The organism is Curtobacterium phyllosphaerae, from assembly GCF_049341865.1.
Classification (GTDB): Bacteria; Actinomycetota; Actinomycetes; order Actinomycetales; family Microbacteriaceae; genus Curtobacterium; species Curtobacterium phyllosphaerae.
Window position 1 is genome coordinate 15,514 of the sequence record NZ_JBMPIU010000005.1, and the last position, 14,492, is coordinate 30,005.

General features: G+C 71.8%; 15 protein-coding genes. 13 read left to right on the forward strand and 2 right to left on the reverse strand.

The features are described 5' to 3' along the window. Positions 1-48: 48 nt before the first annotated feature. Genes leuC through ACO0E0_RS10180 form a run of 6 tightly spaced genes read left to right on the forward strand, consistent with a single transcriptional unit; the run spans position 49 to position 6,549 of the window. Positions 49-1,590 carry a 3-isopropylmalate dehydratase large subunit gene (gene leuC / locus ACO0E0_RS10155; RefSeq protein ID WP_422871302.1) on the forward strand — a complete coding sequence of 514 codons (1,542 nt, stop codon included), beginning with the start codon at positions 49-51 and terminating at the stop codon, positions 1,588-1,590. Beyond that, positions 1,590-2,186 carry a 3-isopropylmalate dehydratase small subunit gene (leuD, locus tag ACO0E0_RS10160; RefSeq protein WP_422871303.1) on the forward strand — a complete coding sequence of 199 codons (597 nt, stop codon included), beginning with the start codon at positions 1,590-1,592 and terminating at the stop codon, positions 2,184-2,186. The genes leuC and leuD overlap by 1 nt, the downstream gene beginning before the upstream one ends. Continuing rightward, positions 2,187-3,554 (forward strand): UDP-N-acetylglucosamine 1-carboxyvinyltransferase, encoded by a 1,368-nt coding sequence (gene murA / locus ACO0E0_RS10165; RefSeq protein WP_422871304.1) that lies wholly within the window; start codon positions 2,187-2,189, stop codon positions 3,552-3,554. A gap of 49 nt (positions 3,555-3,603) precedes the next feature. Beyond that, a complete protein-coding gene (locus ACO0E0_RS10170; protein WP_422871305.1) occupies positions 3,604-4,377 on the forward strand; it encodes a lysophospholipid acyltransferase family protein in 774 nt (257 codons plus the stop codon). Further along, a complete protein-coding gene (locus ACO0E0_RS10175; RefSeq protein ID WP_422871306.1) occupies positions 4,370-5,461 on the forward strand; it encodes an NAD(P)H-dependent glycerol-3-phosphate dehydrogenase in 1,092 nt (363 codons plus the stop codon). The genes ACO0E0_RS10170 and ACO0E0_RS10175 overlap by 8 nt, the downstream gene beginning before the upstream one ends. A 2-nt stretch (positions 5,462-5,463) precedes the next feature. Continuing rightward, positions 5,464-6,549, forward strand: coding sequence for a D-alanine--D-alanine ligase family protein (locus tag ACO0E0_RS10180; protein WP_422871307.1), 1,086 nt, complete (start codon positions 5,464-5,466; stop codon positions 6,547-6,549). A 23-nt stretch (positions 6,550-6,572) separates the two neighbouring features. Here the strand turns inward: ACO0E0_RS10180 and ACO0E0_RS10185 are convergent, their stop codons facing one another. After that, positions 6,573-7,061, reverse strand: a complete 489-nt coding sequence (locus ACO0E0_RS10185) for a DUF3515 family protein (protein ID WP_422871308.1) — start codon at positions 7,059-7,061, stop codon at positions 6,573-6,575. A gap of 42 nt (positions 7,062-7,103) precedes the next feature. On the opposite strand from ACO0E0_RS10185, the gene thiL reads away from it, so the two are divergent. After that, positions 7,104-8,135, forward strand: coding sequence for a thiamine-phosphate kinase (gene thiL, locus ACO0E0_RS10190; protein WP_422871309.1), 1,032 nt, complete (start codon positions 7,104-7,106; stop codon positions 8,133-8,135). Positions 8,136-8,169: 34 nt separating this feature from the next. On the opposite strand, the gene rsmD is transcribed toward thiL, so the two are convergent. Then, positions 8,170-8,730, reverse strand: a complete 561-nt coding sequence (rsmD, locus tag ACO0E0_RS10195) for a 16S rRNA (guanine(966)-N(2))-methyltransferase RsmD (RefSeq protein ID WP_422871310.1) — start codon at positions 8,728-8,730, stop codon at positions 8,170-8,172. A gap of 140 nt (positions 8,731-8,870) precedes the next feature. On the opposite strand from rsmD, the gene ACO0E0_RS10200 reads away from it, so the two are divergent. From ACO0E0_RS10200 to mutM, 6 genes are all read left to right on the forward strand, one after another. Further along, positions 8,871-11,090 (forward strand): ATP-dependent DNA helicase RecG, encoded by a 2,220-nt coding sequence (locus tag ACO0E0_RS10200; protein WP_422871604.1) that lies wholly within the window; start codon positions 8,871-8,873, stop codon positions 11,088-11,090. Between the two features lie 9 nt (positions 11,091-11,099). Continuing rightward, positions 11,100-11,582 (forward strand): pantetheine-phosphate adenylyltransferase, encoded by a 483-nt coding sequence (gene coaD, locus ACO0E0_RS10205; protein ID WP_422871311.1) that lies wholly within the window; start codon positions 11,100-11,102, stop codon positions 11,580-11,582. 44 nt (positions 11,583-11,626) lie between these two features. Continuing rightward, a complete protein-coding gene (locus ACO0E0_RS10210; protein ID WP_422871312.1) occupies positions 11,627-12,244 on the forward strand; it encodes a YceD family protein in 618 nt (205 codons plus the stop codon). 115 nt (positions 12,245-12,359) lie between these two features. Continuing rightward, positions 12,360-12,566 (forward strand): 50S ribosomal protein L32, encoded by a 207-nt coding sequence (gene rpmF, locus ACO0E0_RS10215; protein ID WP_422871313.1) that lies wholly within the window; start codon positions 12,360-12,362, stop codon positions 12,564-12,566. Between the two features lie 70 nt (positions 12,567-12,636). Continuing rightward, positions 12,637-13,419 (forward strand): ribonuclease III, encoded by a 783-nt coding sequence (gene rnc, locus ACO0E0_RS10220; protein ID WP_422871605.1) that lies wholly within the window; start codon positions 12,637-12,639, stop codon positions 13,417-13,419. Between the two features lie 2 nt (positions 13,420-13,421). Next, entirely contained in the window at positions 13,422-14,375 is a 954-nt protein-coding gene (mutM, locus tag ACO0E0_RS10225; protein ID WP_422871314.1) for a bifunctional DNA-formamidopyrimidine glycosylase/DNA-(apurinic or apyrimidinic site) lyase, read from the forward strand. The last annotated feature ends 117 nt before the right edge of the window (positions 14,376-14,492 follow it).

The following is a 14,492-nucleotide window of genomic DNA, read 5'->3' on the forward strand; positions in this document are numbered from 1 at the left end:
AGACACCGGCCGTCCCGGCCGACGAACGAGGAGAGCGAGGACGAGGTCATGGGCAGGACACTCGCCGAGAAGGTGTGGGACGATCACGTCGTGGTCAAGGGCGAGGACGGGAACCCGGACCTCCTCTACATCGACCTCCACCTCGTGCACGAGGTCACGAGCCCGCAGGCCTTCGACGGCCTCCGGCAGGCCGGCCGTCCGGTGCGTCGCCTCGACCTGACGATCGCGACCGAGGACCACAACACGCCGACGCTCGCGATCGACCGGCCGATCGCCGACCCGACCAGCCGGATCCAGATCGAGACCCTCCGCCGCAACTGCGCCGAGTTCGGGGTGCGCCTGCACTCCCTGGGCGACGCCGAGCAGGGCATCGTGCACGTCGTCGGTCCGCAGCTCGGGCTGACCATGCCGGGCATCACGGTCGTCTGCGGCGACTCGCACACCTCCACCCACGGCGCGTTCGGTGCGATGGCGTTCGGGATCGGCACGAGCGAGGTCGAGCACGTCCTCGCGACGCAGACGCTCCCGCTGAAGCCGTTCCGGACCATGGCCGTCACGGTCGAGGGCACCCTGCGGCCCGGCGTCACGGCGAAGGACATCATCCTCGCGGTCATCGCGAAGATCGGCACCGGCGGCGGACAGGGCTACGTCCTGGAGTACCGCGGCAGTGCGATCCGGTCACTGTCGATGGAGGGCCGGATGACGATCTGCAACATGTCGATCGAGGCCGGGGCCCGGGCGGGCATGGTCGCGCCCGACCAGACCACCTACGACTACCTCGAGGGCCGACCGCACGCCCCGGTCGGCGCCGACTGGGACGAGGCCGTCGCCTACTGGGACACCCTCGCGACCGACGACGACGCGGTGTTCGACGCCGAGGTGTACCTCGACGCGGACGAGCTCGAGCCGTTCGTCACCTGGGGGACCAACCCCGGGCAGGGCGTGTCGCTGTCCGAGACCGTGCCGTCGCCCGAGGACTTCGCGGACCCGAACGCCGCGGCCGGCGCCGAACGCGCGCTCGAGTACATGGACCTCGTCGCCGGCACCCCGATGAAGGACATCGCGGTCGACGCGGTGTTCATGGGGTCCTGCACGAACTCCCGGATCGAGGACCTCCGGGCCTTCGCGTCGATCATCCGCGGTCGGACCAAGGCCCCCGGCGTGCGGGTCATGGTCGTCCCGGGATCCGCACGGGTCCGGCTCGAGGCCGAGGCCGAGGGGCTCGACAAGGTGATGACCGACTTCGGCGCGGAGTGGCGGTTCGCCGGGTGCTCGATGTGTCTCGGCATGAACCCCGACCAGCTCGCGCCGGGGGAGCGGTGCGCATCGACGTCGAACCGCAACTTCGAGGGGCGGCAGGGCAAGGGCGGGCGGACGCACCTCGTGTCGCCGCTCGTCGCCGCCGCGACGGCCGTCCGCGGGACCCTGTCGAGCCCCTGGGACATCGAGGAGGACGATGCCCGACACGCCGTCGACGGTGCCGCCGCGTCGCTCGGTGCCGCGGCGTCCCTCGGTGCCGCGGCGCCGGCCGGACGGACCACGGTCGACGACGCGCAGGCCGGCATCGCGCAGCCCGAGGAGGAGCACTGATGGACTCGATCACCACCGTCACCGGCATCGCCGCACCGCTGCAGCGCGCCAACGTCGACACCGACCAGATCATCCCCGCCGTGTACCTGAAGCGGGTCACGAAGACCGGCTTCGAGGACGCCCTCTTCGCCGCGTGGCGCCAGGACCCCGACTTCGTGCTGAACCGCCCGGAGTTCGCCGGCGCGAGGGTGCTCGTCGCGGGACCGGACTTCGGGACCGGGTCGAGCCGCGAACACGCCGTCTGGGCGCTCCGCGACTTCGGGTTCGGCGTGGTGATCTCGTCGCGGTTCGCCGACATCTTCCGCGGGAACGCGGGCAAGCAGGGTCTCGTCACGGCGATAGTGCCGGAGTCGGACGTCGAGCGCATCTGGGCCGAGATCGCCGCCCGCCCGGGGATCGAGGCGACCGTCGACCTCGCGGAGCAGCGCGTGTCGATCGGGGATGTGGACGTGGCGTTCGAGATCGACGCTTACACTCGGTGGCGGTTGATGGAAGGGCTCGACGACATCGGGCTCACCCTCCGTGACGAAACGTCGATCACGGAGTTCGAATCCCGCCGCGCTTCGTGGCGGCCCGAGACATTGCCGGTGAGGTAAGTGAACTCTCTCGTACAGGACGCAGCGGCGGCCGGAGCCCGTGTGGGACTCAAGTCGGACGAGATCGTCATCCGGGGCGGCAAGCCGCTCGTCGGACGCATCGAGGTGCGCGGGGCCAAGAACCTCGCGACGAAGGCGATGGTCGCGGCACTGCTCGGCGACACCCCGTCGATCCTCAAGGACGTCCCGGACATCTCCGACGTCAAGGTCGTCCGTGGGCTGCTCGAGGTGCACGGTGTGCGGATCACCGACCCCGCCCGCGGCGAGCTCATCCTCGACCCGTCGAACGTCGAGAGCGCCCACTTCGCGGAGATCGACGCGCACGCCGGGTCGAGCCGCATCCCGATCCTGTTCTGCGGCCCGCTGCTCCACAAGCTCGGCGAGGCGTTCATCCCCGACCTCGGTGGTTGCCGCATCGGCGACCGGCCGATCGACTTCCACCTCGACGCCCTCCGGGCGATGGGCGCCATCGTCGACAAGCAGACCGCCGGCATCCACCTGACGGCACCGGACGGTCTCAAGGGCGCGAACATCGAGCTGCCGTACCCGAGCGTCGGGGCGACCGAGCAGGTCCTGCTGAGCGCCGTCCTCGCGACCGGGGTCACCGAGCTCCGGAACGCCGCGATCGAACCCGAGATCATGGACCTCATCGCGATCCTGCAGAAGATGGGCGCCATCGTGTCCGTCGAGCCGAACCGCGTCATCTTCATCGAGGGCGTCGAGAAGCTCCGCGGGTACACGCACCGGGCGATCAACGACCGCAACGAAGCCGCCAGCTGGGCCGCCGCGGCGCTCGCCACGAACGGTGACATCTTCGTCGAGGGCGCGAAGCAGGAAGACCTGATGACCTTCCTCAACGTCTTCCGGAAGGTCGGCGGCGGGTTCGACATCCAGGAGGACGGCATCCGGTTCTACCGCGAGGTCGACGTCCTGAAGCCCGTCGTCATCGAGACCGACGTGCACCCCGGGTTCATGACGGACTGGCAGCAGCCGCTCGTCGTCGCCCTCACGCAGGCCGAGGGCCGGAGCGTCGTGCACGAGACGGTCTACGAGAACCGGTTCGGGTTCACCGACGCGCTCAACGAGATGGGTGCGGACATCGTCGTGCACAAGGACGGCCTCCCCGGGCACGACCGCCGCGTCGCGCGTCGCCCGTTCGAGCAGGCCGCGGTGGTGACCGGCCCGACCAAGCTCCACGGCGCGAACGTCCGGGTCCCGGACCTCCGAGGCGGGTTCAGCCACCTCATCGCCGCACTCACCGCGGACGGCGAGTCGCACATCACCAACGTCGGCATCATCAGCCGCGGCTACGAGCACTTCATCCCGAAGCTCCGGAAGCTCGGCGCGGACTTCGACTTCGCCGGCTGACGTGGGACGGAACGGCACCCGTGCCGGCGGCGAGCGTGACGCCGCCGGCATGGAGATCACCCGTGGCCTGCCGACGCCCGAGCGCAAGCTGCGGATCAGCACGCTGAACTCGGCCTTCAAGGTCGTCGCGTCGATCATCATCCCGACGATCCGGTTCGCCGCCGACTTCCGGTGGCACGGCCCCCGGCGGTTGCCCGCGACCGGGCCGTTCATCGTCGCTCCGAACCACTACACCAACATCGACCCGCTGGTCGTGGGGACCGTGGTGTGGCTGCACCGCCGGCTCCCGCAGTACCTCGCCAAGGCGTCGCTGTTCCGCAACCCCGTGATCGGGTACTTCATGCGCGGCATGGGGAACATCCCCGTGGAGCGCTCGGGGCGGACGCGCGGCAGCGACCCGCTCGGCTCGGGGAGCTCGCTCATCGAGGGCGGCGGCGGCCTGATCGTCTACGCGGAGGGCACGCTGACCCGGGACCCGGACATGTGGCCGATGCGCGGCAAGACCGGTGCGGTGCGGATGGCGCTCGAGAGCGACGTGCCGCTCATCCCGATGGCGCACTGGGGCACGCAGGGGATCATGCCCCGCTACGGCAAGCGGCTGAAGCTGTTCCCGAAGACCCGTGTCGACGTCGTGATCGGCGAGCCGCTCGACCTCTCGGCGTACCGGGGCCGGCCGATCGACCAGCAGATGCTCCTCCGGGCGACCGACGAGCTGATGACGGCGATCACCGCCCTCGTCGAACAGCTCCGCGGCGAGCAGGCTCCGGCGACCCGCTGGGACCCGGCGGCGAACAACCAGAAGGAGACCGGACGCTTTGAGTGAGCCGAGCGGCACGCCCGATCCGGCGTCGCTCGGCCGGGGCGCGGTCGACACCGCCGCGATCAACGTCGTCCTGCGCCGTGCGGAGACCCGACGCGTCGCGGTGATCGGCGCCGGCAGCTGGGGCACGACGTTCGCCAAGGTCCTCGCCGAGGGTGGTGCCGAGGTCGTGCTCTGGGCACGTCGGCCCGAAGTCGCCCGCGAGATCACCGAGAGCAAGCGGAACTCGGACTACCTGCCCGGGATCAACCTGCCCCGGACACTCCGGGCCGACACCCGGCTCGCGCGCGTCCTCGACGGCGCCGAGCAGGTCTACGTCTCGGTGCCGTCGCAGAGCCTCCGCGCGAACCTGGGTGAGATCAGGGACCTGCTGCCGGACGGCATCCCGGTCGTGAGCCTCATGAAGGGCGTCGAGAAGGCGACCGGGCTCCGGATGAGCGAGGTCCTGCACGAGGGGCTCGAGATCGACGACGACCGGATCGCGGTCGCGTCCGGTCCGAACCTGGCCCTCGAGATCGCTCGGCGTCAGCCGACGGCCGCCGTGGTGTCCTCGACGAGCGTCGAGACGGCGTCGCTCGTCGCCGCCACCGCGACGAACCCGTACTTCCGGTCGTTCATCAACACCGACGTCATCGGCACGGAGTTCGGCGGCGTGCTGAAGAACCTCATCGCGGTGGCGATCGGCATCGTCGACGGCGTCGGCTACGGCGAGAACACGAAGGCCTCGATCATCACCCGCGGGCTCGCCGAGATGACCGGGTTCGCGGTCGCGTTCGGTGCGAAGGCGGAGACGCTGTCCGGGCTCGCGGGCCTCGGCGACCTCATCGCGACGTGCCAGTCGCCGCTGTCGCGCAACAACACGGCCGGCCGGCTGCTCGGGCAGGGGTACCGGTTCGACGAGGTCGTCCGGCAGATGAACCAGACCGCCGAGGGGCTCGCGTCCGTGGCCCCGATCCTCGAACTGGCGCGCACCCACGGGGTCGACATGCCGATCGTCAGTCAGGTCGCCGAGGTGCTCGCCGGTACGCTCGACCCGAGGAACATCGCTCCTCACCTCACCGAGACCGACGAACCGCAGGGCGAGTAGACGTGACCGCAGACCAGACCCTCGTCGTCCTCTTCGGCGGACGTTCCAGCGAGCACGAGATCAGTTGCGTGACGGCCGGCGGCATCATGGCCGTCGTGGACCGGACACGGTACCGGGTGGTCCCGGTCGGCATCACCCGCGACGGCGCGCTGACCCTGCAGGAGGACGACCCCGACGCGTGGGCGCTCCGCGGACAGGACCTGCCGAGCGTCGTCGACAACGGCTCGCGCGTCCGGTTCCCCGACTCCGTCACGGACCGAGCGCTCACCGTGGTGCATGCGGACGGCGCCACGGAGCGCATCGAGATCGACGTCGTCTTCCCGATCCTGCACGGACCGTTCGGCGAGGACGGCACCGTCCAGGGCATGCTCGAGCTCTCGGGTCTGCCCTACGTCGGCGACGGCGTCCTCGCGAGCGCCCTCGCGATGGACAAGCACGTGTCGAAGGCCGTCCTCGAGCACGCCGGCCTCCGTGTCGCGCCGTGGACGACGGTGCTCCGCCGTGAGTGGGTCGCGGACGAGCTCGGCGTCGCGGAGACCGTCGCTGCCCACGGGTGGCCGCTCTTCGTCAAGCCGGCGCGTGCCGGTTCGAGCATGGGCGTCTCCCGCGTCGACGGGCCCGCCGAGCTCGCCGCGGCCATGCACCTGGCGTTCGAGCACGACAGCAAGGTCATCGTCGAGCCGCGGATCATCGGCCGCGAGATCGAGGTCGCGGTGCTCGAGGGTCGCGACGGCACGCCGCGCACGAGCCTGCCCGGTGAGATCGTCGTCGCCGAGGACGGCTTCTACGACTTCGCGGCGAAGTACCTGGGCGGCGACGAGCAGCTCCGCACCCCCGCTCCGATCTCCGAGGACGACACGGCGGTCATCCGGTCGATCGCGGCGCGGGCGTTCGAGGCGATCGGCGGGTCGGGGCTCGCTCGCGTCGACTGCTTCCTGACGGACGACGGCTTCGTCGTCAACGAGGTCAACACGATGCCCGGGTTCACCCCGTTCTCGATGTACCCGCGGTGCTGGGCCGCGTCCGGGCTGTCGTACCCGGAACTCGTCGCCGAGCTGATCGACCTCGGGGTCGCCGCCGTCCGCTGACCCGTCGGCGCTCGGTCAAGCGGTCAGTTCCGGACCTCGGACGGGTCCAGGCAGCGCTTGCCGTCCTTCGGCAGCGTCGACACGGCGTCCTCGACGTCCTGCAGCACCTGGTCGGTCGCCTTCGACGAGTCGATCGTCACCTGCACCGCGGGGGTCCGACCGAAGGTCGTGTAGGTGATCCGGTCGGGGGTGGACGCGTCGCGGATCCAGTCGACGCTGCCCTTGGAGAAGCACGGGAGGTCCGACACGGTCGGGACCGCCACACCGCAGTGCAGGAGCACCGCCGACGGGGTGCCCCACGCGGCCGTCGACTGGGCGTTCGTCGCGCGCATCCCGAACTTCGTGTCGACCGTGTCCGGCAGGCGGACCTGGACGGCGGCGCACGCGGCGGCGTTCGCGGAGGGCGCGGCGGTCATCGAGACCGCGTTCGTGCACCCGGCGAGCCCGGCGAGGAGGGCGGTCCCGGCGCCGAACGCCACGACGAGCCTGGAGGGGCGGCGCAGGGAGAGCATCACCGCCAGGATACCGGGGCGGACGCGCGCTAGCGTTCCGGTGTGACCCACGAGCACGAACACGCGCGCCAGGACCCGGACACCGTCGCGTCGGTCGGCGAGCTCGGCGTGCTCGACCGGATCGTGCGCCGACTCCCGGGTGCTGCTGCCGCCGAGCTCGGCCCCGGGGACGACTGCGCCGTCCTCGCTGCACCCGACGGCCGGTTCGTCGTCACGACGGACATGATGGTCCACGGTCCGGACTTCCGCTGGGCCTGGTCGAGCCCGGAGGACGTCGGGTGGAAGTCCGCTGCGACGAACCTGTCCGACGTCGCGGCGATGGGCGCCAGACCGACGTCCCTCGTCGTCGCGCTCGCGGTGCCTCCCGACACCCCGGTCGCCGTGCTCGAGGGGTTCGCGGACGGACTCGCCGCGGCGTGTGCGGCCCTCGCACCCGGGTGCGGTGTCGTCGGCGGGGACCTGTCGACGTCCGCGACCTTCACGGTCGCGGTGACGGCGTTCGGCGACCTGGAGGGGCGCCCTCCGGTGCTCCGTTCGGGCGCCCGTGTCGGCGATCAGGTCGCGGTGGCCGGCGAACTCGGGGTCGCGGCGTCCGGGCTCGCCCGGCTGTTCGCGGACGGGACGGACGGACACGGCGAGCCGGATGCGGCGCGGACGGCGGCGTTCCTGGCTGCGAGCGCCGGCGGGTCCGACCCCGGGGTGGACCGGCAACGGCGACCGCACCCGCCGATCGAGGCCGGTGTCCGCGCCGCGGTCGCCGGCGCGACGTCGATGCTCGACCTCTCGGACGGACTCGCGATCGACGCAGCGCGACTGGCCCGTGCGAGCGGTGTCGTCATCGACCTCGACCCCGACGTCGTCCCCGACGGCGTGGCGCTGTACGGGGGCGAGGACCACGCACTGTTCGCGACCTACCCGGCCGCCGCGGGCCTCCCGTCCGGGTTCCGCCGGATCGGCACGGTCGTCGACGTCGGCGGTGCGCCCGGCGCCACGCCGGGCGTGCGCCGTGGCGGCGTCCCGGTCGACCCGGCCGGCTGGGACCCGTACGCGGACTGGGACGGCCGGCGGGGCTGAGGTCGGACCCGTCGGCCCGTCGGCCGGGACGAGGTCAGACCCGCTTGGCCTCCCACACCATGGTGTCGCCGTACGCCCGCTTGCTCCAGGCTTCGAGACCGTCCGGCCAGGCCGGTTCGGGGGACCGCGTGCTCCGTTCCAGCAGGACGATCGCGTCCGGGGCGAGCTGCGGCACCAACGCCGTGAGCACCTCGACGACCTCGTCCTCGTCGACCTCGTACGGCGGGTCGATGAAGACGAGGTCGAACACGCGTGCCGTGTCCCGCAGGTACCCGAGGGCGGACTGGGCCCGGACGTCGAGCGCGAGGGTGCCGCGGACACGCTGCTTGACCGCACGCGCGTTCTCCTTGCAGACCGCCGCCGCGGGTGCGGCCCGGTCCACGAGCACGACGTCGGTGGCGCCGCGTGAGGCGGCTTCGAGTCCCAGCGCACCGGTCCCGGCGTACAGGTCGAGCACGGCCGCGTCGTCGAGGAGTCCCCGGGACTGCAGCGACGAGAACAGCGCCTCCCGCACGCGGTCGCTCGTCGGCCGGGTCCCGGACCTCGGGACGCGGAGGGTCAGCGAGCCGGCCGCGCCGGCGATGATGCGTGTCACGAGAGCAACGGTAGCGGCATGCGGGTCGCCCGTGCGGGTCCTCCACAGGTCGGTCGGGAGGCCCGGGACGCGTCGGTCCGGCCGGGTACCGTTGGACCGTGGTCACCCCTCCTGTCCCGGAACCCGGTGTCGCCGCGGCGGTGCCGCCCTCGCCGACCCCGGAACTCGACGCGCGCACGGCGCTCGACGCGCCGCTCACCGGTGTGCTCGGCGGCCGGACGGCGACCGCGTTCCAGAAGGCGTTCGGGTACCGGACGGTCGGCGACCTGCTCGAGCACGCGCCGCGCCGGTACGCTGAACGCGGGGCCCTCACGGCACTCGACCAGTTGGCGATCGGCGAGGCCGTCACCATCGTCGCCGAGGTCGTCGACGTCCGCGAGCGCACCATGCGGCAGCGGCGCGGCTCCATCCTCGAAGCACGGATCGGGGACGGCAACGGGATCCTGACGCTGACCTTCTTCAACCAGGCCTGGCGGGCGAACGACCTCGTCCCGGGCGCGCGCGGGATCTTCGCCGGCAAGGTGGGCGACTACCGCGGGGCGCGGCAGCTCGCGCACCCGGACTACGAACTGTTCGACGCCGCGGATCCGCGCGCCACCGCGGACGCCGGGACCGACGAGGCGCTCCGGTGGTCCCGGCAGCCGATCCCGATCTACCCGGCGACGTCGACCCTGTCGTCGTGGCAGATCGCGAAGGCGATCGGCGTGCTGCTCGACACCCTGCCGCAGCTCGACGACCCGATCCCGGCGGGTGTCCGGGCGCGGCTGGGGCTCGTCCCGTACCGCCGGGCGCTCGAGCAGCTGCACCGCCCGGAGAAGGTCGCGGACGTCAAGCAGGCGCAGGACGCCCTCAAGTACCGCGAGGCCTTCGTGCTCCAGACCGCGCTCGTGCAGCGGCGGATCGCAGCGCGCGCGACGGCGTCGACCCCGCGTGTGGCGTCGCCCGGCGGGGTCCTCGGGCGGTTCGACGACGCCCTGCCGTTCACCCTGACCGACGACCAGCGTGCGGTCGGCGCCGAGATCGCGGACGACCTGGCCGCTCGGTGGCCGATGCACCGTCTCGTGCAGGGGGAGGTCGGGTCCGGCAAGACGCTCGTCGCGATCCGGGCGATGCTGACGGTCGCGGAGTCCGGCGGTCAGTCGGCGCTCATCGCCCCGACCGAGGTGCTCGCCGCGCAGCACCTCCGGTCGATCGTCGGGTTCCTCGGCCCGGACCTCGCCGCACAGCTCCGCCCGGTGATCCTGACCGGGTCGCAGTCCACGGACGAGCGTCGACGGGCGCTCCTCGCCGCGGCGTCCGGGGGGTCCCGGCTCGTCGTCGGGACGCATGCGCTCCTCGGCGACCGGGTCGACTTCGCCGAACTGGGGCTCGTCGTGGTCGACGAGCAGCACCGGTTCGGCGTCGAGCAGCGCGAGTCGCTCCGCACCAAGGGCGCCGTCCCGCCGCACGTCCTCGTGCTCACCGCGACACCGATCCCGCGCACCGTCGCGATGACCGTGTTCGGCGACCTCGACGTGTCGACGATCCAGGGCCTCCCGTCCGGACGCGCCGGTGTCGAGACGTTCACCGTCGGACTGACCGAACACCCCGGGTGGGAGCCCCGGATCTGGACGCGGATGGCCGAGGAGCTCGCCGCCGGCCGACAGGCGTTCGTCGTCTGTCCGGCGATCGACGACACCTCCCGGGAGGACGGCGACCGGGACCACGACCCGGACGCCGACGAACCGGCCGCACCACCGCGGCGGCCACCGGCGACCGTCCTGGCCGTCGCCGAGCGCATGCGGTCGATGCCGGTCCTCCGAGGTCGGTCGATCGCGGTGCTGCACGGCCGGATGTCCGGTGACGACAAGGACCGCACGATGACCGACTTCGCGGCCGGTCGCGTGGACGTCCTCGTCGCGACGACCGTGATCGAGGTCGGGGTGGACGTCCCGAACGCGTCGATGATGGCGGTGCTCGACGCCGACCGGTTCGGGGTGTCGCAGCTGCACCAGCTCCGCGGGCGGATCGGACGGGGCCGGCACCGGGGCGTGTGCCTGCTCGTGACCACCGCCGCGGACGACACGACCGCGCGCGAACGCGTCGAGGCGGTCGCGGGATCGGACGACGGGTTCGAACTCGCCCGCGTCGACCTCGAACTCCGACGCGAAGGCGACGTCCTCGGTGAGCGGCAGTCCGGCGGTCGCTCCTCCCTGACCCTGCTGCGCGTCGTCCGGGACGCCGACGTCATCGTCGACGCCCGGGCAGAGGCCGAGCGGGTGCTCGAGCGCGACCCCGGACTCGACGGCGCTCCGGCGCTCGCCGCGGCGCTCGCTCGACGGCTCGACGATGACGACGCCGCGTTCCTCGGCAAGAACTAGGCTCGGTGCATGGCTCAGATCGCGGTCGTCCCCGGTTCGTTCGACCCGGTGACCCTCGGCCACATGGACGTCATCCGCCGAGCCGCCCGCATCTTCGCCGAGGTCCACGTCCTCGTCGTGCACAACCCGGACAAACCGGCGGCCTGGTTCCCGGCCGACGAACGCGTCCGGCTCATCGAGGCCGCCCTGGTGGAGCAGGGCGTCGGCGGGACCGTGCTGGTCGCCACGTGGACGAGGGGTCTGCTCGTCGACTACTGCCGCGAGGTCGGTGCGACCGTCCTCGTGAAGGGGGTCCGCTCCGGCGAGGACGTCGCGTACGAGACCCCGATGGCGATCGTGAACCGCGACCTCGCCGACGTCGACACGGTGTTCCTCGTGCCGGACCCCGCCAACTCGCACGTGTCGAGCTCCCTCATCCGGCAGGTGGCGGCGCTCGGTGGCGACGTCGCACCGTACGTGCCGGCGGTGGTGGCGGCGGCGTTCCGGGACTGACCCGTGCCTCCCGTGACGGCTGCCGAGCGCCCGCGCACCGGCCCGTGGGCGTCAGCGGTGGCGAACGGAGTCGATCGCCGGTAGACTCGCTCCTTGTGCCTCATTTCGTGAAGACCCCCTACACCCTGCCGGTGCGCGACATCGCACACCGTCCGGGGGAGATGCGTGAGCACACTCTCGACATCATCGTCCCGGAGACCCTCGGAGCCGGACCCATCGCTGTCCCGCAGGGCGCGGCGCTCCACCTCGACGTCCGGCTCGAAGGCCTGCACGAGGGCATCCTGGTGTCCGGCACGGCCGAGGCCGAGGCCGTCGGTCAGTGCAGCCGGTGCCTCATCGACATCAGCGAGCCTGTCGAAGTCGATTTCGCCGAGCTGTTCACGTATGATGCTTCGGAGGATTCGGATTACGAGGTTCACGACGACCACGTGGATTGTGAACCCGTCGTCCGAGACGCGGTGGTGCTGGCACTGCCGTTCCAGCCGGTCTGCCGGCCGGATTGTCCAGGTCTGGACCCGGTGACGGGCGAGCGCCTGGCGGATGTCGGCGAACGCGACGCCCCCGAGGACCTCGATCCTCGATGGGCCGCGCTCTCCGGACTCCGCGTCGACGAGCGAGCTGCTGCAGAGCAGACGGACTCCGAGACCGACCGCACGAACTGACGAGACCACCGACCGCGATGCCCGGCCGGAGCAGCAGGCACCGACGTCCACCAGGACGTCACCACTGCAGCACGCCGGGCACAGACGAACCACGCACAGACAAGAGAGATGAACCATGGCTGTTCCGAAGCGCAAGAAGTCCCGCGCCAACACCCACGCCCGCCGCTCGCAGTGGAAGGCCGCTCCCGTGACCCTGGTGAAGACGGTCGAGAGCAACGGCTCGGTCACCTACAGCCTGCCGCACCGCGCCAAGGTCGTCGAGGACAGCGCCGGCACCCCGCTCTACATGGAGTACAAGGGCCGCAAGGTCGCCGACGTCTGATCGGTCCGCACTCGTGACAGCAGCGTCCGGCACCAAGGGCCACGGCCCGAATGGGTCGGGCGCTGCTCGTCTGCGCGCCCGGCGGCCCGGTGCCGACGAACTCCTCGCCGTCCTGCAGGTCGACGCCGCACCGGCGCTCATCGACCTCGCGCTGACCCATCGCTCGTTCGCGTACGAGCACGGCGGGATCGCGCACAACGAGCGTCTCGAGTTCCTCGGGGACTCGATCCTCGGACAGGCGGTGACGGTGAAGCTCTACCGCGACTACCCGGACGTCGACGAGGGCGAGTTGGCGAAGCGACGCGCGAGCCTCGTGTCGACCGTCGCGCTCGCCGAGATCGCGCGGATCATCGAGCTCGGCCCGTTCCTGAAGCTCGGCCGTGGTGAGGAACTCACCGGGGGGCGCGACAAGTCGTCGATCCTCGCGGACACGGTCGAAGCGCTGATCGGTGCGACCTACCTGTCCGCCGGTCCCGACGCCGCGACCGCGCTCGTGCTCCGACTCGTACAACCGCTCCTGATCGACCCGGAGCGGTTCGGTGCCGCGATGGACCCGAAGACGAGCCTGCAGGAGCTGGCGTCCGGCCAGAACCTCGGGAGTCCGGCGTACCGGGTGACCGAGACGGGCCCGGACCACGACAAGACGTTCTCCGCGACGGTCGTCATCCAGGGCGACGACATCGCGGTCGGGACCGGCTCGAGCAAGAAGAACGCCGAGATGGCGGCTGCGCTGGACGCCTGGACGCGCCTGTCGGGTCGCGCGGAACCGGGGACGGCCGCGGAGCCGGACACCGCCGCGGAACCGGACCCGGCCGCAGAGCCGGACACCGCCGCACGGTCGGCCGGCGAGTAGCCGTGCCGGAACTGCCCGAGGTCGAGGTCGTCCGCGCCGGCCTCGAACCAGCCGTCAGCGGTGCCCGGGTCATCGCCGTCCGCGTCGACGACGAGCGTGCACTGACCCGGCACGACGGGCCAGCCGAGGACTTCGTCGATCGGCTGACCGGCCGCACCATCGCTGCCGCCGTCCGTCGCGGCAAGTTCATCTGGATGCCTCTCGACGACGTCGGCGCCGGCCCGGAGGCGCTCGTCGCCCACCTCGGCATGAGCGGGCAGATCCTCCTCGGCCGCGGGCGTGCCGCAGCGACCCACCGCCGCATCGTCCTCGACGTCCAGCCGGCCTGGACCGACGCCGCCGGAGTCCCGGAGCAGCCGGTCGAGCTCGAGTTCGTCGACCAGCGCACGTTCGGGTCGATGGCGATCGACCGGATGGTGCCGACTGCGGACGGTGCTCCGGCCGGGAGCGCCGGCACGATCGACTCCGAGCAGCCGGACGCGATGTGGCGGCGGAGCATCCCGATCCAGGTCGCGCACATCGCTCGGGACCCGCTCGATCCGGCCTTCGACGCCGACCTGTTCATCGCACGCGCCCGCAAGCGGAACAGCGGGATCAAGCGCGTGCTCCTCGACCAGGGGATCATCAGCGGGATCGGGAACATCTACGCCGACGAGTCGCTCTGGGCCGCGAAGCTGCACCACGACCGTCCAGCGAACCGGTTGCCGCGCGCCACCCTGCTGCACCTGCTCGACGAGGTCCGGGGCGTCCTCGCCCGCGCGCTCCAGGACGGCGGGACGAGTTTCGACGCCCAGTACGTCAACGTGAACGGCCAGTCCGGGTTCTTCTCGCAGCGCCTCGCCGTGTACGGCCAGCAGGGCAAGCCATGCCCGCGGTGCGGAGCGGTCATCGTCCGGGAGTCGTTCATGAACCGCTCGAGCCACCGCTGCCCGGTCTGCCAACGCCCGCCGCGCTGACGCGCGGACCACCCCGCCGCACTGACGCCCGGACCGCCTGCCCCGCCACGCGCCGCGGCGACCGACCGGGCGACTGCCCCTGCGCTACCCTGTCGCCAACCCAGCCGCAGCGGGAGG